The organism is Hymenobacter sp. J193 (genome assembly GCF_024700075.1).
Lineage (GTDB): Bacteria > Bacteroidota > Bacteroidia > Cytophagales > Hymenobacteraceae > Hymenobacter.
The window spans coordinates 726,120-746,052 of sequence record NZ_JAJONE010000001.1; the positions used below are offsets into that span (position 1 = coordinate 726,120).

Below are 19,933 nucleotides of genomic sequence, written 5' to 3' on the forward strand. Positions count from 1 at the left end.
TGATCAGGCTTTTGTCATTCCGAGCAGAGCGAGCAATCTGGGAATTGCTTTATCAGATTCCTCGCTCTGCTCGGAATGACACGAACTATTTCTCCGGCAGAAAGACCTCCGCGAGCATGCAGCGGGCACTGCCGCCGCCGATAGTTTCGATGGTGGGAATGGGCAGCGGCAGCAGGTCGCAGTACTGCGCCAGGTTAGTGCGCTGAGCGAGCATAAGGACGTCGTAGGCTCTCTGCGACATAACCAGCAGCTCGCGGCCGGAGGCGGGCTGCAGGGTGAGCATGTTGCCGGCGAAGCTCGATACCTGAGCCAGGGAAATGTCGATGATTTCGTGCCCGGTGGCGGTGAGTGAATCTGTCAGGGCAGCCTGTTCGGCGGCATCCCGAATGCTTTCCAGGCACACCACCGCAAACCGGGCGCCAACGCACATCATCACATTGGTATGGTAGATTTCCTGGCCCCGCGCATCGTGGGAATGAAAGGCCACGGCGCGGTAGCCCAGCTGACCGGCTACTTGCCGGAACAGCGCCACATCGGTGCGGGGCGACAGGCAGGCGTAGGCCACGCGGTACAGGTGGTCGAAGATGATGCTGCCAGTACCTTCCAGAAAGCGGTTTTGCCTCTCGAAGCCCGATAAATCAATGACCTCCGTTACTACAAACTGCTCCTGAAGCGCGGCCAGAATATCGGAGCGGCGCTCCAAGCGGCGGTTGGGCGCACACATGGGGTAGAGCAGTACCCGGCCGTCGGGGTGCAGGGTCAGCCAGTTGTTGGGGAAGATGGAATCGGGCGTGTGCGGCGCGGGCGTATCCTCAAACACCAGCACCTGAACGCCGTGGTCCCGGAGCATAGCCACCATATTATCGAACTCTGCCCGGGCCCGGCGCTGGATTTCCTCCCACGAAGCCTCCTTTATAGCGCTCTGGAAATAGTTGGATTCGGCGGTTTCGGTGTTGAATCCGAAGCGCGCGGGACGAACCATGAAAACGGTGCGGGCTGACTGCATGAGCGAGGCGTGGATGGAGGCTGCAAAGAAACACTCCGTGCGCAAACATTGCGTAACCACCCCGGCCCTCACCCATATTTTCCGCCTACTCGTGCCTGCTAGCGCCTTGATTCACATCTTGATGTGATGTAAGCAAGCCCGGCTGTTGCGCAACTTTGCAGCGCGGCTGGCGCAACTACCTGCTTCGGCCTGCACTCCGCTTCTTCCAACCTTCTCGCGCTATGAAAATGACCTTATCAAACGGCAGAATTGCCATCATCGGAGCCGGGCCGTCGGGTCTGGCAGCCTGCAAATCGGCGCTGGAGGCTGGCCTGGAGCCGGTACTCTTCGAGCAGAGCGCCCACCTGGGCGGACAGTGGAACCAGGGTGCCCCGCACAGCGGCGTGTGGGAGGCCATGCACACCAACACCAGTGCCATCAACACCCGGTTTTCCGACTTCCCACACACGCCCGGCCTCCCGCTCTTTCCCTCCAACCAGGACATCCTGGCGTACTTGGAAAGCTACGTGGGACACTTCAACCTGCTCCCGCACCTGCGCCGGCATACGCGCATCAACAAGGTGGCCCGCGGCCCCAAAGGCCAGTTTATAGTATGGTCGGTGGATGGGCAGGGCGAGCAGCGGGCCGAGCTTTTTCAGTACGTGGTGGTGGCCTCAGGGCGCTACAACAAGCCCCGCTACGCCCAGTTGCCGGGGCTGACAGAGTTTGAAGGTTTGGTACTTCACTCCTTCCACTACCGCCGCAGCGCCGACTTTGCGGGCCAGCGCGTGCTTGTCGTTGGCAACAGCATCAGCGGGCTGGAAATTGCCAGTGAACTGGCCCAACACCCCGGGGTGACGGTGCTTTCCTCCTGCCGCAAGCCGCGCTACATCCTCCGAAAAACCCTGAACGGCCGCCCTACCGACTGCGTGGCCTTTACGCGGGCCGCCGAAGGCCTGAAGCAGTTGATCCTGCGCACCTGCGGCAACCCCGCCGACTTTGGAGCGCCTCGTCCGCAGGAGGATGTGCGGGCCGACGGCATTTCCATGAACGACCAGTATCTGGACTTGGTGCAGCAGGGCCGGATTCAGCCGTGCGGAGCCGTGGCGCATTTTACCGCCACGGGCGTGGTGTTTCAGGATGGCAGCCAAGCCGCGGTAGATGCCGTAATTCTGGCTACGGGTTTCGACCTCAACCTGCCTTTCCTGAGCGACGATATCCGGGAAACCATCCAGGCCGGCCCCGACCATATCGACCTGCACCAGCACACCTTCCACCCTTGCCTGCCCAATCTGGCGTTCATCGGCTTGTTTCCGCAGGCGGGGCCGTATTTCCCGGTGGTAGAGCTACAGGCCCGCTGGATTGCGGCCTGCTGGAGCGGCGCCCGTGCGCTGCCCTCGCACGAGCAGATGGAAGCCGGCCTGGCTGAGTTCCGGGCCTTCCGGCAGGTGCGCTACGAAACCAGCCTGCACGAAATGGCAATGCAGCTGGCCGCCAACGTTGGCGTGGCTCCGTCGCTGGAACGCTACTCTGAGTTGGCCCAGGAGCTGCTCTTCGGCCCGCTTACGCCCGCGCAGTTCCGCCTCCAGGGCCCCCACGCCCAGCCAAGCGCCCTCGCCGACTATCGGGAATGCCTGCGCCAGATTGGCTGCGCCGAGCTAGCCATACTCACCGAGGAGCAGATAGCCCATTTGCAAATGCTGGCCGAGGCCCTGCCCCACGAAAAAGCGCTGCAGGTTTTAGCCCGGGAGTTACAGGCGGAGCCAGTATAGTAACAATCAACTGGAAAGAAAAGGGGTTTGCCAGCTATTGGCAAACCCTTTTTAGTAGCGCCTGCGGCCTCTTTCAGAGGCTGACTGATTTCTTACAGGGCCTTGGTAAGCAGCAGCCCGCCGTAGGCATGCCCATTCGCGTTCAGACCCTGAACCGGCACCAGTGAAATGCCCGTGCGGCCGCCGGTTTTGTGCAGCTGCGGCACCACAATGCCCATGGTGGCGCCCAGCGCGTAACCCACGAGGTTATCGGACAGGAAGTGCTTGCCGGCCTCGATGCGGTAGTAGGCTACGGCTGCCGGCACCAGCGCCGCCGCGCCCCACACAAATGGCTCGGCCGGGGATTCGGGGTTGAAGTCGTGGAAAACCTTGGCGGCGAAGAACGTGGCCGTGGCCGTGTGGGCGGTGTGGCCCGCGAAAAACGAGTTGGTGGCAATGCGGCTGCCACGCTTATTTTCCGCGCCCTCGGAGCCGTAGAGGAAGGGCCGGTAGCGCGTCACAGTGCCTACCGACATGGTGAAAACGGCATCGGTGGCCAGCATGGTTTGCAGATACAGAGCAGCCACCTGTCCGTAGCGGCCGCGGGCCTTATCGTTCAAAGCCAGCAAGCCCGGCGCTACCACCAGAGAGCCGTAGCAGAGTACGTCACTTTTCAGTTGGGCCTGGTCGCTATAGTTGCCGGCCGCAAACCGGTCGAACTTGGGAACATCGTTTTTATCGAGGGCGGCCAGTTGCGCGGGAGTCAGGCCATTTTTCTGCTGCACCAGGTAAAGCCCCAGCCCGCTAACTGCCCCCAGCCCCACGGTGATGGGGGCATCCACCACGAAGCGCGTGCGGTACGGGGAATCGGCCTGTTGGGCCTGGGCGGCGGCCCCTGCCGACAGCCACAGAGAAACGGTCAGTAAAAGCGAGGAAAGTAGTTTCATGAGCGGTAAGTATGGTTGCCGCTGAAACGAGAAACGACCAAGCCAGGTTAGCTTCGGCGGAAGGCCGGATTGTTCCGGCCACGGCCCGCACAAACAAAAAAGAGCAGACCAATTGGCCTGCTCTTTATACTTCCTAGGGAAGTACGCGGTAATTAAGCGCGACGCACTTTTACTGCGCTCAGGCCTTTACGGCCTTCTTCCACTTCGAACTCAACTTTGTCGTTGTCGCGGATTTCGTCGATCAGACCGGTTACGTGGACGAATACGTCCTGGCCGGTAGATGAGTCATTGATGAAACCAAAACCTTTGGTCTCATTGAAGAATTTTACGGTTCCTGTTGCCATGATGCTTTAGGAAAAAGGTGAAAGTGAAGCAACTGACAACGGAACTCTACAATTAAGCAATGGTAGCGACACGAGGCAACTTGCCTTAAAACAATGCAAACGTACGGCTTTATTTCCGGAATGACTGCCCCAAGCGGACAATCCCCGGCACCAGACGGTTACGGGCGGCTAACGGACGGCCCACGCTTTAGGTTCAAACTCTTTCGCTTCGTGCCCCTATTTCCGGATAATGGCCGGCCGTTCGGCCACTGGTTTTCCTGGCTGAAAGCGCCGACCGCTACTGCTCGACCCGGCGCAAGAAAGCTGGCAAACATCTGTCTTTATGTAATATAACCAGCAAGCAGTATACCCCGAAGCCTATACCACTGCAGCCACTGTCTGCTGCGCCGCTGCCTGAAGTTACCCCGCCGTTTTTTCTGTTCGCCTGCAGCCGGCAGAGCCAAAGAGCCACCGGTTACGACCAGTAACAGGCAAAAGAAAAGTTGAATAATTGCGGTTGCCCGGCGTTGTTGGGCCGGAAAGAAGGCACAATGGCAGCGCAACCGCAGGACCAGCAGGAAGCGGAGAGGGTACAATCAGCGCAGGTATTCCCGGCCCGCAATGCCCGTGGAAGCCTGACCCATTACCTGTTTGGCGAGCAGAGTCATGTGTTTCTCGGGGTCGTGAGCAGCCAGATCGGCCAGGAAAAGCGCCACTTCGGCTTCGGTTAGGCGTAGGGCCATTTCGTACCAGGCACTGGTGCCGCACACCACCTGCAGGTAGTACGCGCCCGTAGCCTCCTCGTGCAGCAGGCTATACATCCAGGGAATATTTTTATAGAGCGTGGTCATATTTTGGGTGTTCATAGCTGGCGTGGCGTGGGTAAGGCGGTACGGTTTTCGGGTGGCAAGTACATCAGCTTGCCTCTGCCCGGCAGAAACCAAGGAGCGGAGCCCCCCGGCGTGGTGGATATCACCAAAGCACAATCAGCCGTATCTTGCCGAAAGCAGTATATTCTGTTTCCGCGAATATATACTACCTGGCACCCACGCAGCCCCGCACTTTTCGGTCCCGTGGTCCTACCCTTCTCTGCATGTCAACCTATTATTCTTTTCTCCGCCCGCTCATCGAAGGTAGCCATGCCGTGTACTTTGTGTATCACCTGCAGGAGCAGCGTGTGCTCTACGTGAGTGCCGGCTATGAGGACCTCACCGGCGACCCGGCCAGCCATATAGCCGAGGACTTGCCCTTCTGGCTGGAGCGCCTGCACCCCGATGACCGGCACTACCTGCGCCACCGGCTTGCCGAGGCCGCGCCCGGCGAAGTGGTGCAGAACGTGGAGCTGCGCCTGGCCCGGCCTGACGACCGCACGCAATGGCTGCGCCTGTCCGCCTGCCAGTTGCCCCAGCCCGAGGGCCATACCCTGCTTAGTGGGCGGCTCGAAGACATAACCCGGGCCAAGGAAATGGATATCAATTCCCAGAAATTCAACACCAAGAAAAACGCTACCCTCGAAATTCTTTCTCACGACCTGACTACCCCCCTGGTACTCATCCAGCAACTCACCGAGCAGCTCACCGAGGAAATGGACGGCGCCCTCACGCCGACCACCCAGCACCTGCTGCACCTGATGGAGCGCACCAGCCGGCAGGGCCTCAACCTTATCCGCGACTTCGTGGACAATGAGTTTCTGGAATCGGCCAACGTGCTGCTGAAGTGGGAACGGGCCGACTTTGTGGCCTGGATGCGCACCACCCTAGAAGAGTACGAGCGCGCCACCCAGCACCTGCACATACTGGTAACCCTGGAGGCACCCGCCGGGCCGCTCTACGCCCGCCTCGACATCAACAAGTTTCAGCAGGTCATCAACAACCTGCTCAGCAACGCCCTCAAGTTTACGCCGGATGGGGGCCGCGTGGAGGTGCGCGTGGAGGACCTGGGCAACAGCCTGCGCGTCATCATCACCGATACGGGCATTGGTATTCCCAGCCAGCTGCAGCCGGTGCTCTTCGATAAGTTCACGCCGGCCCGCCGGCCCGGCCTACGTGGGGAAAAAACCACCGGCCTGGGTATGTCGGTGATTAAGACTATTGTAGAGCTGCACGAGGGTCGAATCTGGCTGGAAAGCACCGAGGGTAAGGGCACCACCTTCACGCTGGAAATACCCGCCCTACCGGCGTAAAGGATTTGGCTTTTCAGGTTAACGATGAGCTCCAGCTGTAGCTAAGAAAAAATATTTATGACAATTTCATTTGACTTGGACGACACTCTCATTCCAGCGTCAAAGACTTTTCCTACAGAAGAGCAAGACTGGCTGCCAAGACTACTCGGAATCGAGAAAGTAAGAAAAGGAACAGTTGGTCTTTTCAAGGAGCTGAAGTCACGTGGCCATACAATCTATATCTATACAACCTCATATCGGTCAACGGGAAAGATACTGTTGACTTTTCATTTGTATAGCATACCTATCGACAGGTTTATCAATCAGGGGCACCATAACAATAAACTAAAAGAACACAGAAACAGGGCATCCAAATATCCTCCTGCCTTTGGTATAGACGTTCACGTTGATGACTTACCGGGAGTAAAAATGGAGGGTGAGCGTCATAATTTCAGGACAATCATTATCGATCCGCAAGACAGCAACTGGACTGAAACAGTATTAAGAGCCATGGGCGAATGAAAAACTGTAGCTATACCAACCATAGCTTGTCCTACCTGACAGTCATGAGAAGACCATGATGCTTTAGGGAAACCTGCCACACACAAAAGCGCCCTGCCGGAACCGTCCGGCAGGGCGCTTTTTGTATCATGAGTAAGCTACACGGCCGCGGAGGACACGGCGGCTTCGGGGGCAATTTTCTTGACGAGGCCCTGCAGCACTTTGCCGGGGCCGCACTCCACAAACTCGGTGGCGCCGTCCTGCACCATGCGCTGCACACTCTGCGTCCAGCGGACGGGGGCGGTAAGCTGGCGCACCAGGTTTTCGCGGATTTCATCGGGGTCGGTGTGGGGGGCGGCGTCCACGTTCTGGTACACCGGGCAAATGCCGGCCGAGAAGGTAGTGCGGGCAATGGCCTCGGCCAGCGCCGCCTCCGCCGACTGCATCAGCGGGGAGTGGAAGGCGCCACCCACGGGCAGCGGCAAAGCGCGCTTGGCGCCGGCAGCCTTCAGCTGCTCGCAGGCCCGCTCAATGCCGCGCTGGGAACCGGACACCACCAGCTGGCCGGGGCAGTTGTAGTTGGCGGCCACCACCACGTCGCCTTCGGCCGATATTTCCTGACAGATGCGGGCCGTGGTTTCGTCGTCGAGGCCGAGGATGGCGGCCATGGTGCCGGGCTGCTCCTGGCAAGCCGCCTGCATGGCCTGGGCACGCCGGGCCACCAGGCGCAGGGCATCGTCAAACTTTAGCACCTTGGCCGCTACCAGCGCCGAAAACTCGCCCAGGGAATGACCGGCCACCATAGCGGGCCGCAGCTCGGGCAACACGGCGGCCAGGGCCACGGAGTGCAGAAAGATGGCAGGCTGAGTGACGTCGGTGCGGCGCAGGTCGTCGTCGGAGCCCGTGAACATGATGTCGGTAAGGGAAAAGCCCAGGATGTCGTTGGCCTGGAGCATAAGGCTGCGGGCTTCGGGATGCTGCTCGTACAGCTCGCGGCCCATGCCGCTGAACTGGCTGCCCTGGCCGGGGAAAATAACTGCTTTCATGGAAGGAAGAATCGGAGAAAGAAAAGTGGATGGGGCGGCAAGATAGCCCAAACGCAAAAAAGCCCGCCGCCGGATGGCAGCGGGCTTTGCGCGGAACAGTCAGTCAGCCACCGCGGGTTAGCGGGTTATTTCCACCCAGCCTTTGTAGGTTTTCTTGGTGCCGGCAAAGTCGGCGAATTCCACCTCGGCCAGGTAATAGTAGACGCCATCCACCACCTTGCTGCTGGGCGTGTTCAGGCCTTCCGACACTACCTTATCGGTGCCATTCCACTCAATCAGCGGGTTTTTGTCGCTCTCATACACCTTGCGGCCCCAGCGGTTGAACACGGTGAACTTGGTGCGCCGGATAGGACTGGCCACCTTCGGCCGGAACGTGTCGTTGATCCGGTCGCCGTTGGGCGTGAAAATGTTTGGCAGCACGAAGAACAGGCAGGCATCGTGGCAGGCAATGTTGCTGGGTGTGCTGGTTCGCTCGTTTTTATCTACCGACACCACGTAATAGCAGCCGGCCGGAGAAGTCAGGTTGCGGTGCACGAAGCTGCGCACGGTAGTCGAATCGAGCAGGGTGAAATCGGCCAGATTCTGCGACTGGGTGGCACTGAAATAGATCCGGTAGTAGGCTATTTCGGTGCTGCAGTCGGCCGGGTTGTTTTCGTCCAGCGTCCAGGTGAGCTTGTTGTTGTAGGGGGTACTGGTGATGTTGGGGAAGTAAGGCAGCGCCGCCAGACTGTCGCAGTTGGTTTCGACTAGGGTGAGTACGGGCGGGCAGGGCACGGAGGCCAGCACCACGCACTTTTCCTGGCTCTTGTTTAGTAGCGGCCCAATGGGAGGCGTCTTGTATTCGCCGTCGGTTTCCACGTAGTAGCAGTACTCCTGGTTTTTGCGCAGCGGAGCCGTAGCCGTGCCCTTATCCAGGTAGGTGCCACTGGTAGCGCCCCCAGGCACGGTGGTGATGAGCGTGTAGGTTGTAGCGCCCTGGTCGCGGCGGTAGATGCGGGTGGGCCGCACGGTATTGTCCCAAGGCACCTGGTACTGCCAGGTTAGATTAATTCCGTCGCTCACGGCAGTGGGCGTGCCTTCCAGTCGCACTGAAGAAGCGGCCGGCGGAGCTTCCACTATTTCGTCGGTTCCGCCCTGGATTTTGCTGCTGAAGAACTCCACGCGGTAGGTGAAGGCCTTTTCCTGGGTATTCAGGTTGCTGTCCACGTACACCGTATCGTTCAGGTTCCGGATGGGAGCCGTAACCAGCACGGTAGGCGTGGAATTGATGCCCTCACTGCGGTACAAGCGGTAGCCTGAGGGCGTGAAGAAGGCCCCGGAGGCCAGCACTGGCTTGGTCCATACCACTTTAATGGAGCCGTCCGTCACGCCGGTACGCTCTACCGTTACGTTCGTGAGCAAGATGGGCCGGCCTTCAATCTTGGCGCATACTTCCTGCGAAGCCAGGCTTTTGCCGCCTGCGGGCAGCGGAAACTCGGCGTAGATGCGGTAGCAGAAGGTTTTGCCCCGCTCCAGTCCCCGGCCTTTGTTATCATCCCGGAACTCCCGGGTGTTGGCCGCTACTTCCCCGATCTGGACATAACCAGCCGACGTAGGGATGCCCGGGTTACAGGTATCCGGCTCAAAATTGCCAGGGCCTTCGCGCCGATAGATGAGGATGCGGCTGGCGTTCTGGCATTCGTAGAGGTTCCAGGTGAGGTTAATGCCTAAGGCCTCCGGAGTGGCCTGCAGATTTTCCGGCGGCGGCCCTACCACGGTAATACGCCACACGCCTTGGTCAATCAGCGGCACTTCGTTGTTGCCGGGGTCATCAGAGGCCCGGAATACAATCTGGTAGGGCTGCTCGGCCACATCGGCGCAGGTGGAGCGCCAGCGGAACACGCCGCTTACCGGAGCCGTGCGCTGCTTTTGCCGGAAAGTGGCGCGAAACCGCTCGTAACCCGGCGGAGTCAGCACCGGAGTGCGCGCCAGCAGGCCCCCGAAGGCCGTCAGGTCGATAGGGTCGCCGTTGGGGTCAACCGCCCGAACCACACCCCGGGCCGAGTCACCGGCAATGATGCAGATGTCGCGCGGGAGGGTGAGAATGGGCCGCAGGTTGTCGGTAGGAGAAACGGTAATCTGCATATCCCGCAGAATTTCTCCGATCTTGACGGGGGTTGCGCCTTCTACGCGGCGCCACTCCTCCACCACAAAGGCCACGTTGAACTCGCCGGCCATGCTGGGAGAGTTCCATACAATCTGGCCAGTAAGCACATCCTGCGTGAAAATAGCCGGGCGGCCTTCCTGGGCTGCCGGTGGCCCTGCGAAGGGCACCTGTACCCCACCCGGCGATACGGTCGAGGCCTGGTCGTCAGGATAGCGGTACGCAGGCACCACTTTGGGCTCTGGGGTATTGCCCCGAACGCTGGCTACGCCACCCGGTACATAGCGGCATTCTACCAGCTTATACGCCAGACTGTCGCCATCAGCATCGGAGCCAGCAGGGTTGTGGAGGTACACCTGTCGCACAGCGGCCAGATCGATAGGTGGTGCGCTTAGCACGGGTGAACGGTTACCCTTCAGGGCCGGATCTATTATTATCTTGGCGTAGAGGTAGATGTTGATGTTAGCCGATGAGCCACCGTTAATATTCCGGATACTGGGATTCCGATTTTCGCCGATGTAATGGATGGTGTACGGACCGGGAGCATTGTAAATATGCGAGAACCGGTAGACGTTGCGGCTAACGTTGTTGCCCAGTGGCGTGGTGCTTTCTCGTACAATAGCATCTAAACCGCTGGATGTACCATCCCCGAAGAAGATGGTTTCTCTGTCATCATCATTGGCCTTCGCATCTGTTACTGCATACGTGACGAGCTTGAAAAAATACCGGCCGGGAATAGGGTTGGCCGTGGTGTCGGCCGTCACCTGAATGTCGCCGGCGCGCAGGTGGGTAGCCTGAGCCGGTCGGGCGCTCAGCGCTGCCAGCAGCACGAGCACCACTGCCCACAGCCGCCGCAGCTGGTCCGGAAGTACGAGTTGAGTCATAGGAAGAGAGTATACAGCCGGCTGGCCGTCAGCAAAGAAGGTCAAGGAAATTACGACAGAAACCTAACAAAATTGTGCCTGATAGGGTTATCCTGAAGTCTAGCGCGTGTTACGGGAACGGCCCGGGATAGATGCAAACGTACAAGGCTGATTGTTTCGTACGTGGTTGGCGCCTACCTTTGGCCGGTACAACCGACCTACCCACACCCTTCAGTAGCTTCTATGAGTTGGATCAGTAATACGTTTTCCAGCAGCATTGGTCGCAAAATCATTATGTCCGTTACGGGCCTGTTTTTGTGCTCCTTTCTGGTCGTTCACTTAGTTGGCAACCTGCAGCTGTTTAAAGACGACAACGGCGTGGCTTTCAATGCCTACTCCGAGTTTATGGGCCACAACCCGGTTATCCGTACCGTTGAGTGGGTGCTGGTGCTGGGCTTCGGCTTTCACATTTACCAGGGCCTGGCGCTGGCAGCTAAAAACCGCGCCGCCCGCGGCAGCAGCTACGTTTCCGACCACATCGAGCAGAACAGCAAGTGGTACTCGCGCAGCATGGCGCTGCTGGGTAGCATTGTGCTGTTCTTTCTAGTAGTACACCTGTACAACTTCCTGGGTTCCCTGCGCTTCACCGATGTACCGCGCGATGCCAACGGCAACGAAGATGCCTACGGGCTGGTGGTGAAAGCCTTCCGCAACCCGCTGTACGTTCTTTTGTATGTAGTGGCGCAGGTGGCGTTGTGCTACCACTTGCTGCATGGCTTCCAGAGCGCCTTCCAGACGCTGGGCCTCAACCACCGCAAGTACACGCCCGCCATTAAAGTACTCGGCTTTGGCTTTTCCATCATAGTGTGCGCCCTGTTCGCCGCTATGCCGGTGTACTTCTACTTCTTCAAGTCCTAACCTCGTCCACCCGATGAACCTGGATTCCAAAATTCCCGAAGGCCCTCTGGCCGAGAAGTGGGACACGCATAAGTTCAACGTTAAGCTCGTCAACCCTGCCAACAAGCGCAAGTACGACGTGATTGTGGTAGGCACGGGCCTGGCTGGCGCTTCGGCGGCAGCTTCGCTGGCCGAGCTGGGCTACAACGTAAAGGCCTTCACCTACCACGACTCCCCCCGACGCGCGCACTCCATTGCCGCGCAGGGCGGTATCAACGCTGCCAAAAATTACCAGAACGACGGGGACTCGGTGTTCCGCCTGTTCTACGACACCATCAAGGGCGGTGACTACCGGGCCCGCGAAGCCAACGTGTACCGGCTGGCCCAGGTGTCGGTCAACATCATTGACCAGTGCGTGGCCCAGGGCGTACCCTTTGCCCGTGAGTACGGTGGGCTGCTGGCCAACCGCTCTTTCGGGGGCGCACAGGTAAGCCGCACGTTCTACGCCCGTGGCCAGACCGGGCAGCAGCTGTTGCTGGGCGCCTATTCGGCGTTGAGCCGGCAGGTGGCCTATGGCAAAGTGAAGCTCTACACCCGCTCCGAAATGCTGGACGTGGTAGTGGTAGATGTAGAGGTAGAAGATAAGGAAACGGGAGAAATTACGCTAGAAAAGCGGGCACGCGGCATCGTCACGCGCAACCTGATTACAGGCGAAATTGAAAAGCACGCCGCCCACGCGGTGGTGCTGGCTACTGGCGGCTACGGCAACGTGTTCTACCTGAGCACCAACGCCAAATACTGCAACGTGACGGCCCCGTGGCGCGCCCACAAGAAAGGCGCCCTGTTTGCCAACCCCTGCTTTACCCAGATTCACCCCACCTGCATTCCCGTATCGGGCGACTACCAGTCGAAGCTCACGCTGATGTCGGAGAGCCTGCGCAACGACGGGCGCGTGTGGGTGCCGGCTACCAAGGAAATGGCTGAGCGCCTGCGCGCCGGTCAGATTCGGGTGCAGGACATTCCCGAAGAGGAGCGTGACTACTTCCTGGAGCGCAAATACCCCGCTTTCGGTAACCTGGTGCCACGCGACGTGGCCTCGCGCAATGCCAAGCAGATGTGCGACGAAGGACGCGGCGTGGGCGCAACCGGCCTGGCCGTGTATCTGGACTTTGCCGACATCATCAAGCGCACCGGCGCCGACTCGGTAGCCCAGAAGTATGGCAACCTGTTCGATATGTACGCCAAAATCACCGGCGAAAACCCCTACGAGCAGCCCATGCGCATCTATCCGGCCGTGCACTATACCATGGGCGGCCTTTGGGTAGACTACAACCTGCAAACCACCATTCCCGGCCTCTACGCTACCGGCGAGTGCAACTTCTCCGACCACGGCGCCAACCGCCTCGGCGCCTCGGCGCTGATGCAGGGCCTGGCCGACGGCTACTTCGTAATTCCGTACACCATCGGTGATTACCTGGCGAAAACCGCCCCCAAGCCAGTGACGACGGAGCACCCGGCTTTCAACGAAGCTGAGGCGGCCGTACGCACTCGCGTGCAGCAGCTACTGAGCATCAATGGTACCCGCACCCCCGACGACTTCCACAAAGCGCTGGGCCATATTATGTGGGAATACTGCGGCATGGCCCGCAACGCCGAAGGCCTGCGCCACGCCAAAGCCGAGATTCAGAAGCTGCGCCGGGAGTTCTGGAGTGACCTGAAAGTGGCGGGTGTGAGCGAAGACATGAACCAGACGCTGGAGAAAGCCGGCCGCGTGGCCGACTTCCTGGAGCTGGGCGAGTTGATGATAGACGACGCCTACAACCGCAACGAAAGCTGCGGCGGCCACTTCCGCGAGGAGTACCAGGACGAGCTGGGTGAGGCCAAGCGCAACGACGACGAGTACGCCTACGTGGCCGCCTGGGAGTACGTGGGCGACAATCAGCCCGAAGTCCTGCACAAGGAAGAGCTGCAGTTCGAAAACGTCAAGCTCACGCAGCGTAGCTACAAGTAGGGAATTAGGAACTTGGGGACTTAGGGACTTGGTTGTCTTTGAGGCCTCAAGAATTTCCTTCGTGTTCCTAATTACTTTTCTCTTTGAAAATCCAGGACCCGAGACAGGCTGGCCACAAACCAAGTACCCAAGTCCCTAAGTCCCCAAGTCCCCAACAATACAATGGCCGGAAGTAACCCCAACGCCAAACCAATGAACCTCACCCTGAAGGTGTGGCGGCAGCAAAACCGCACTGCCAAGGGCGGGATTGTGGATTACCAGGTAAAAGACATTTCCCCGGATATGTCGTTCCTGGAAATGCTGGATGTGCTCAACGAAGACCTGCTGCGCAAAGGCGAGGAGCCGGTGGCCTTCGACCACGACTGCCGCGAGGGTATCTGCGGCTCGTGTAACCTGTTCATCAACGGCCGGGCCCACGGCCCCGAGAAGGGCACGACCACCTGCCAGCTGCACATGCGCAAGTTTTCCGACGGTGACACCATCACCATCGAACCTTGGCGCGCCAACGCGTTTCCCGTCAACAAAGACCTGAGCGTAGACCGCTCGGCTTTCGACCGCATCATTCAGGCAGGCGGCTACGTGAGCGTGAATACCGGCGGCACGCCCGATGGCAACGAAATTCCGATTCCAAAGGAAATTGCCGACCGTGCGTTTGAGGCAGCTACCTGCATTGCCTGTGGTGCCTGCGTGGCATCCTGCAAAAATGCCTCGGCTATGTTGTTCGTGTCGGCCAAGGTAAGCCAGCTCGCCTTGCTGCCCCAGGGCCAGGTAGAGCGCAAGTCGCGCGTGGAAAACATGGTAGCTCAGATGGACAAAGAGGGTTTTGGCGCCTGTACCAACATTGGCTCCTGCGCCGCTGAGTGCCCGGTAGGCATTTCGCTGGAAAATATTGCCATCCTGAACCGCGAATTCCTGGCTGCCAAGGCTTCTTCGAATAACCTTGCGTAGCCTTCGTGGTTGAGTTATAGGAAAGCGAACCGGCCCTCCGGTTCGCTTTTTTATTTTTCAGAAGCGAAGGCCGAAAGCTGCGTCAGAGCAGCGGCCTGCCCTCCTCTTTATACCAGGCTTTATGATAACGCTGATTTCCGGCACCAACCGTCCCAACTCCCGCGCCCGGCAGGTCACCAACCTCTATGCCCAGCTGCTGACGGAGCTGGGGGCCCCGCACCAGATCCTGGACCTCGTGGCGCTGCCGCCTGCCTTTCTAACCGAAGCACTCTACCACAATACCGGCCAGCACGAGGAGTTCAACCAGCTGGCCCGGCTGGCCGAAGAGGCCGATACGCTCGTTTTTGTGGTGCCGGAGTACAACTGCTCTTTTCCGGGTGCGCTCAAAGGATTCATCGACGGCCTGCCCTACCCCGGCGGCATCCGCGGTAAGAAGGCGGCGCTGGTGGGGTTGGGCACCGGGCAGCAAGGCGGCCTGCTGGCCCTCAGCCACCTGACCGACGTGCTCATGTACTTAGGCACCACCGTGCTGCCCGCCCGCGTGCGACTGCCCGGTATTGATGCCCACCTGACGCCGGACGGCCAGCTTACCCAGCCCTTGCTGCTCCAACTCCTGCGCGAGCAGGCAGCCCAGGTAGCCGCCTGGTAGCAGTGCGCCTTGTTTTCTAGCGGGCGTGCGTACATTTAGCGCACCCAAAGCACCTGAAAGGTTTACTCCGTGACGCGTCTGCTGGCTTTATTCCTGACCTGCCTGATTCTGCTCCAGACGTTTAGTCGGGAGCTGCTGGTCGTGAATTACCAGCTGCAGAAGGAACAGATTACACGCCTGTTCTGCATCAACAAAGCCAAGCCCCGAATGCGCTGCAACGGCCGCTGCCACCTGGCCAAACAGCTGCGCAAAGCCTCTGAAACCGAGCGTAAGGCGCCCCAGTCGGGGTTTGCCAAGCTCAAGTACGAAGTGCTGCCTCCTCTGGCCTGCTTCGTTCCCTCCCCTATGCCGGCCTACACCCCAGTGGCCAAGTTTGCGCCCAGCGTAGCCAGCTGCTACGCCTTTGCGCCGGCGTACAGCCTCCTGCATCCTCCCGCGCTACACGTCTGAACTCCGTTGCTCAAGCCCCTGCCCGGGGTTTGACAGGTCAGCTGCCGCCGCTCCGATAGGAAGGGGTGGCTGCCGGCCGTGCTTTTCAGTTTTCAGCCTAACGCGCTTCTTCGATGCATTTCCGTTCGTTTTCCCTTCTCAGTACTTCCCTGCTTTTTGCGGCCACACTGCTCACCAGCTGCGACGATAAGGACCCGGGGCCTACCCAGCCCGGCACGCTCGACATTGAAATAGACCACTTCGTAGGCCAACTGCCGCTGGTTCTGAATACCGGCAGCTACTCCACGCCGGCTGGCGACGAGTTCACGGTGTCTACCTTCCGCTACTACCTCTCCAACTTCACCCTGGGCAAAGTCGATGGCAGCACGTACCTGGTGCCGGAAAGCTACTTTCTGGTGGATGAGGCCAAGGCAGAGTCCAAGGCCTTCACGCTGGACAAAATACCGGCCGGCGACTACACTTCCCTGAGCTTTGTTATTGGGGTAGACAGCACCCGCAACGTGTCGGGCGCCCAAACCGGCGCGCTGGACCCGATCAACAACATGTTCTGGACCTGGGACTCCGGCTACATCTACACCAAGCTGGAAGGCACCTCCCCGCAGGCGTCCAACGGCGGGCTGATTTTTCATATCGGCGGCTTCAAAAAGCCCAACAACACCATCCGCACGGTTTCGCCTTCCCTGAAAGGCGCCACGATTCAGATTCGCCCAAGCCGAACCCCGGCCGTGCACCTGCAAACCGACGTGCTCAGGCTGTTTTCCGGGGTGAATACCATCCGCTTCGCTACGACCTCCGACGTGATGGGCGGCGCCAATGCAGTGCGCATAGCCGACAACCAGGCCGCCGGCATGATAACAGTGGACCACGTGCACGCCAACTAGGCAATGGTACGCCGTATGATGTGCCGGCTGGCCCTCGGGCTGGCCGGCTGGCTCCCATTGGCTTGCTCACCGGCTAATGAAGCCGCGCCCGTGGAGGAGGTGCCCGGCATGGTGGTGCCGACCAACTTTCCGGCTCCTCAGTATGCTGCCGAGGAAAATCCGCCTACGCCAGCCGGGTTTGCGCTGGGCCGGGTACTGTTCTATGATCCGCTGCTTTCCCGTAGCGGCGAGGTATCCTGCGGCAGCTGCCACCAGCAGTTTGCCGCCTTCGCCCACTCCGACCACCGCCTTAGCCATGGGGTAGACAACCGCCTGGGCACCCGCAATGCGCCCGCGCTCCAGAACCTGCGCTGGCGCCGGGAGCTGCTCTGGGACGGGGGCGCCAAGCACCTGGAAACAATGCCGCTGGCCCCGCTCACCAATCCGGTAGAAATGGACGAAACGCTGGAAAACGTCCTGCGCAAGCTCAATGCCGACGCCGACTACCAACGCCGCTTTGCCGAGGTGTACGGCCGCAAGCCTATCGATTCGCAGCAGCTGTTAAGGGCCCTGGCGCAGTTCACAGCTTCGCTTACTTCAGCCAATTCCCGCTACGACCAGTACGCGCGCGGCGAAGCCGGGGGCACGCTCACGCCCGCCGAGCTGCGCGGCCTGTCGGTGCTGCGGCAGAAGTGCGCCAGCTGCCACGCCACGGATTTGTTTACCGATGAGTCGTACCGCAACAACGGGCTGCCCGGCGGCTTTGCGGCCGACTCCGGCCGGGCCCAAATTACGCGGCGGGCCGCCGACCGGGGCCGCTTTAAGGTGCCGTCCCTGCGCAATGTGACCCGCACGGCCCCCTACATGCACGATGGGCGCTTTGCCACGCTGACGCAGGTACTGGCCCACTACGACCACGGCGTGGCAGAGTCCCCTACTCTCGATCCGCAGCTCCGCCGCGCCGATAAGCGGCTGGGCATTCCGCTTACGGCTGGTGAGCAGGCCGATTTGCTGGCGTTTCTGGCCACGCTCACCGATGAGCAGTTTCTGCACGATGCCCGGCTCAGCGAAACTCACCGCTAAGGGCTGGCTATCAACTTCTTTTTTCGGATTTTCACGATGAAGTCTTTACCTGTTTTTCTTGTTCTGCTGCTGGGCTCCTACCGGGCACAAGCCTGCGACATCTGCGGCTGCTTTATGGGCATTACGCCTTATGACAACCAAAGCAGCGTGGCGCTGATGCACCGCTACCGGGCTTTCAACGGCTACCAGCAGCTTGGCCAGCAACCCCGGTTCTTCCCGAACGGAGCCCGGACGTTTTTCCCCCGCCACCTCAACCACGACGACAACTACCGCCACGCCCACAATGGCGACCCGCACGACTACGAAGTATTTCGGGTGGTGGAGCTGCGCGCCAAGTATTTTCTGGCTAAAAAGCTGGAGTTAAACGCCTTTGTGCCGTACGCCATGAATACGTCCTTCGCCAACGGCCGGGAGCTGACGCAATCGGGGCTGGGCGACGTAACGGTGTTTGCAGGCTACCACCTGCTGCGCAACATTGAAACGGCCGGCGTACAAAGCCGCCTGATTGTGGGTGGCGGCGCCAAGCTGCCCACCGGTGACTTCCGGCGGCGCAACGAAGCCGGGCGGCGCTACCCTACCCTCACGCAACCCGGCACCGGCACCACCGACGGGTTCGTGTACCTCAACTACATTGGCAGCTACCGCAACGTAGGCCTGAGCTTGAATACCAGCTACCGCCGGGCTAATCGCAACGCCTTTCAGGAAAGCACCGCGCCCAGCACCAGCTCATTTGTGAACCTGTTTTACCGCCTCCCGCTGCAGGCCGACTGGCAGGTGTACCCCTCGGCGCAGTTTTTCTACGAAAAGACCAAAGGCGAAACGCTCGAAGGCCGCCTAACGGGGGAGCACGCCATGAACAACGCGCTGCTCGGGCCCGGCCTGGATGTCTACTACAAAAACGTGTCGTTGAACGCCAGCGCCCAGTTTCCGGTGTATACCGCCGCTACCGGCCACCCGGCCAGCGCTGGCCGGCTCGTGCTGGCGGTGGGCTACAGCTTCAAACAAACAAAATACTTATTTTAGCCCTGGGCGCTGCCGGCTGCAGGTATACGCCGGCAGCTGGTAGCTTCGTTTACTGAACCAGCCGGGGCACCACAATTGTTCTGCCCTGGCTGGTTCAGTAAGTTTATTGGTTTCTTTCATCAGACGTTGCGGCACATGACTTTCTTTTCTTTCTGGCGCCGTTTCTGGCCGGCCTTGGCGGTTGCGCCCTTGCTGGCGGGCGGCTGTGAGCCAGGCGGAGAAGCTGAGCCCGTAGCGCCCTTTGCCGCCACGCCCTACGAGCTGCAGATACCCTCGGGCATGCCTGCCCGCCCCGCTATTCCGGCAGATAATCCGCTGACGCAGGAAGGCGTGTCCCTGGGCCGAATGCTGTTTTACGAGCCCCGCCTTTCGCGCAACAGTTCCATTTCCTGCGGTAGCTGCCACCAGCAAAGCAAGGCTTTCACTGATGGCCGGGCCCGGGCGCTTGGGGCCGATGGGCAGGAGCACGCCCGCTCTACCATGTCATTGGCCAATGTGCTGTGGGAACCCAACCTGAACTGGGATGGCGCAGCCCACACCTTGGAAGACCAGGCGCGTTTGCCCATCGAAAACACGGTAGAGATGCACCAGAGCCTGGGCGAGGGCGTGCGCAAGCTACAGCAGACGGCGCTGTACCCGCCCTTGTTTGCCAAGGCCTTCGGCAGCCAGACGGTTACCGAAACCAACGTTCTGAAGGCCCTGGCACAGTTTGAGCGCACCCTGATTTCGGCCAACTCCCGCTACGACCAGTTCCTGCGCCACGAAACCGACCTTACCCGCGACGAGCAGATGGGCGCTTTCCTGTTCCGCAGCCACCCCGGCGAGGTAGGGGGCATTTTCGTGCGCGGGGCAGCCTGCCACCATTGCCACCTCGAAACCACGGGGCTGTTCGGCTCCCCGGAGTTTTTCAATAATGGCTTGGATGCCACGTTTGCCGATGCCGGGCGGGGCGGCGTTACCGGTCAGGCAACTGATCAGGGCAAATTTCGGGCCCCTACCCTGCGCAACATTGCCCTCACCGCCCCCTACATGCACGACGGGCGCTTCAGGACGCTGGAGGAAGTGCTGGCCCACTACAACGAGCATGTGGAGCGCAACAGCCCTTTTCTCGACCCCAACATGCTGCTTTCCAATACACCCAGGGGTACGAAGCTGGACCTCACCCCGCTGGAGCAGCAACAGTTGCTGGCGTTCCTGCGCACCCTCACTGACTCTACCTTTGTTCAAAACAAGCAATTCAGCAACCCATTTACTCCTTAATCATCACGGAACTATATAATTACTGGCTGGCG

At 59.9% G+C, this 19,933-nt stretch carries 18 protein-coding genes; 12 read left to right on the top strand and 6 right to left on the bottom strand.

What is annotated here, in order from left to right:
• Nucleotides 1–85 precede the first annotated feature (85 nt).
• The gene (ctlX, locus tag LRS06_RS03085) at nt 86–982 is read right to left on the bottom strand and encodes a citrulline utilization hydrolase CtlX (protein WP_257870130.1); all 897 of its coding nucleotides are present in this window, start codon (nt 980–982) and stop codon (nt 86–88) included.
• A gap of 245 nt (nt 983–1,227) precedes the next feature.
• Between ctlX and LRS06_RS03090 the strand changes: the two genes are divergently transcribed.
• Nucleotides 1,228–2,757, top strand: a complete 1,530-nt coding sequence (locus tag LRS06_RS03090) for an NAD(P)/FAD-dependent oxidoreductase (RefSeq protein WP_257870131.1) — start codon at nt 1,228–1,230, stop codon at nt 2,755–2,757.
• 92 nt (nt 2,758–2,849) lie between these two features.
• Here the strand turns inward: LRS06_RS03090 and LRS06_RS03095 are convergent, their stop codons facing one another.
• The 3 genes from LRS06_RS03095 to LRS06_RS03105 all read right to left on the bottom strand — a co-directional run bounded on the left by LRS06_RS03095 (nt 2,850) and on the right by LRS06_RS03105 (nt 4,872).
• Nucleotides 2,850–3,683: a phosphatase PAP2 family protein gene (locus LRS06_RS03095; protein WP_257870132.1), complete on the bottom strand. Its 834-nt coding sequence runs from the start codon at nt 3,681–3,683 to the stop codon at nt 2,850–2,852.
• 152 nt (nt 3,684–3,835) lie between these two features.
• Complete coding sequence (locus LRS06_RS03100) at nt 3,836–4,027, bottom strand: cold-shock protein (protein ID WP_196953065.1); 192 nt, start codon at nt 4,025–4,027, stop codon at nt 3,836–3,838.
• 575 nt (nt 4,028–4,602) lie between these two features.
• Nucleotides 4,603–4,872 carry a hypothetical protein gene (locus tag LRS06_RS03105; protein ID WP_257870133.1) on the bottom strand — a complete coding sequence of 90 codons (270 nt, stop codon included), beginning with the start codon at nt 4,870–4,872 and terminating at the stop codon, nt 4,603–4,605.
• Nucleotides 4,873–5,099: 227 nt separating this feature from the next.
• On the opposite strand from LRS06_RS03105, the gene LRS06_RS03110 reads away from it, so the two are divergent.
• Both LRS06_RS03110 and LRS06_RS03115 read left to right on the top strand, forming a co-directional pair.
• A complete protein-coding gene (locus LRS06_RS03110; RefSeq protein WP_257870134.1) occupies nt 5,100–6,188 on the top strand; it encodes a PAS domain-containing sensor histidine kinase in 1,089 nt (362 codons plus the stop codon).
• A gap of 75 nt (nt 6,189–6,263) precedes the next feature.
• Nucleotides 6,264–6,689, top strand: a complete 426-nt coding sequence (locus tag LRS06_RS03115) for an HAD family hydrolase (protein WP_257870135.1) — start codon at nt 6,264–6,266, stop codon at nt 6,687–6,689.
• 137 nt (nt 6,690–6,826) lie between these two features.
• Here LRS06_RS03115 and fabD read toward each other — a convergent pair whose 3' ends face one another.
• Nucleotides 6,827–7,714 carry an ACP S-malonyltransferase gene (fabD, locus tag LRS06_RS03120; RefSeq protein WP_257870136.1) on the bottom strand — a complete coding sequence of 296 codons (888 nt, stop codon included), beginning with the start codon at nt 7,712–7,714 and terminating at the stop codon, nt 6,827–6,829.
• A 117-nt stretch (nt 7,715–7,831) separates the two neighbouring features.
• Nucleotides 7,832–10,741: a gliding motility-associated C-terminal domain-containing protein gene (locus LRS06_RS03125; RefSeq protein WP_257870137.1), complete on the bottom strand. Its 2,910-nt coding sequence runs from the start codon at nt 10,739–10,741 to the stop codon at nt 7,832–7,834.
• A gap of 222 nt (nt 10,742–10,963) precedes the next feature.
• Between LRS06_RS03125 and LRS06_RS03130 the strand changes: the two genes are divergently transcribed.
• From LRS06_RS03130 to LRS06_RS03170, 9 genes are all read left to right on the top strand, one after another.
• Nucleotides 10,964–11,638 carry a succinate dehydrogenase cytochrome b subunit gene (locus LRS06_RS03130; protein ID WP_257870138.1) on the top strand — a complete coding sequence of 225 codons (675 nt, stop codon included), beginning with the start codon at nt 10,964–10,966 and terminating at the stop codon, nt 11,636–11,638.
• A 13-nt stretch (nt 11,639–11,651) separates the two neighbouring features.
• Nucleotides 11,652–13,628 carry a fumarate reductase/succinate dehydrogenase flavoprotein subunit gene (locus tag LRS06_RS03135; protein WP_257870139.1) on the top strand — a complete coding sequence of 659 codons (1,977 nt, stop codon included), beginning with the start codon at nt 11,652–11,654 and terminating at the stop codon, nt 13,626–13,628.
• A gap of 192 nt (nt 13,629–13,820) precedes the next feature.
• Nucleotides 13,821–14,576: a succinate dehydrogenase/fumarate reductase iron-sulfur subunit gene (locus tag LRS06_RS03140; RefSeq protein WP_196953075.1), complete on the top strand. Its 756-nt coding sequence runs from the start codon at nt 13,821–13,823 to the stop codon at nt 14,574–14,576.
• Nucleotides 14,577–14,697: 121 nt separating this feature from the next.
• Entirely contained in the window at nt 14,698–15,225 is a 528-nt protein-coding gene (locus LRS06_RS03145; protein ID WP_257870140.1) for an NADPH-dependent FMN reductase, read from the top strand.
• A gap of 69 nt (nt 15,226–15,294) precedes the next feature.
• Complete coding sequence (locus LRS06_RS03150; RefSeq protein ID WP_257870141.1) at nt 15,295–15,675, top strand: hypothetical protein; 381 nt, start codon at nt 15,295–15,297, stop codon at nt 15,673–15,675.
• 113 nt (nt 15,676–15,788) lie between these two features.
• The gene (locus tag LRS06_RS03155; protein ID WP_257870142.1) at nt 15,789–16,556 is read left to right on the top strand and encodes an MbnP family protein; all 768 of its coding nucleotides are present in this window, start codon (nt 15,789–15,791) and stop codon (nt 16,554–16,556) included.
• A 3-nt stretch (nt 16,557–16,559) separates the two neighbouring features.
• Nucleotides 16,560–17,618 (top strand): cytochrome-c peroxidase, encoded by a 1,059-nt coding sequence (locus LRS06_RS03160; RefSeq protein ID WP_257870143.1) that lies wholly within the window; start codon nt 16,560–16,562, stop codon nt 17,616–17,618.
• Nucleotides 17,619–17,654: 36 nt separating this feature from the next.
• Nucleotides 17,655–18,641: a hypothetical protein gene (locus LRS06_RS03165; RefSeq protein WP_257870144.1), complete on the top strand. Its 987-nt coding sequence runs from the start codon at nt 17,655–17,657 to the stop codon at nt 18,639–18,641.
• 135 nt (nt 18,642–18,776) lie between these two features.
• Entirely contained in the window at nt 18,777–19,901 is a 1,125-nt protein-coding gene (locus LRS06_RS03170) for a cytochrome-c peroxidase (protein WP_257870145.1), read from the top strand.
• Nucleotides 19,902–19,933 lie beyond the last annotated feature (32 nt).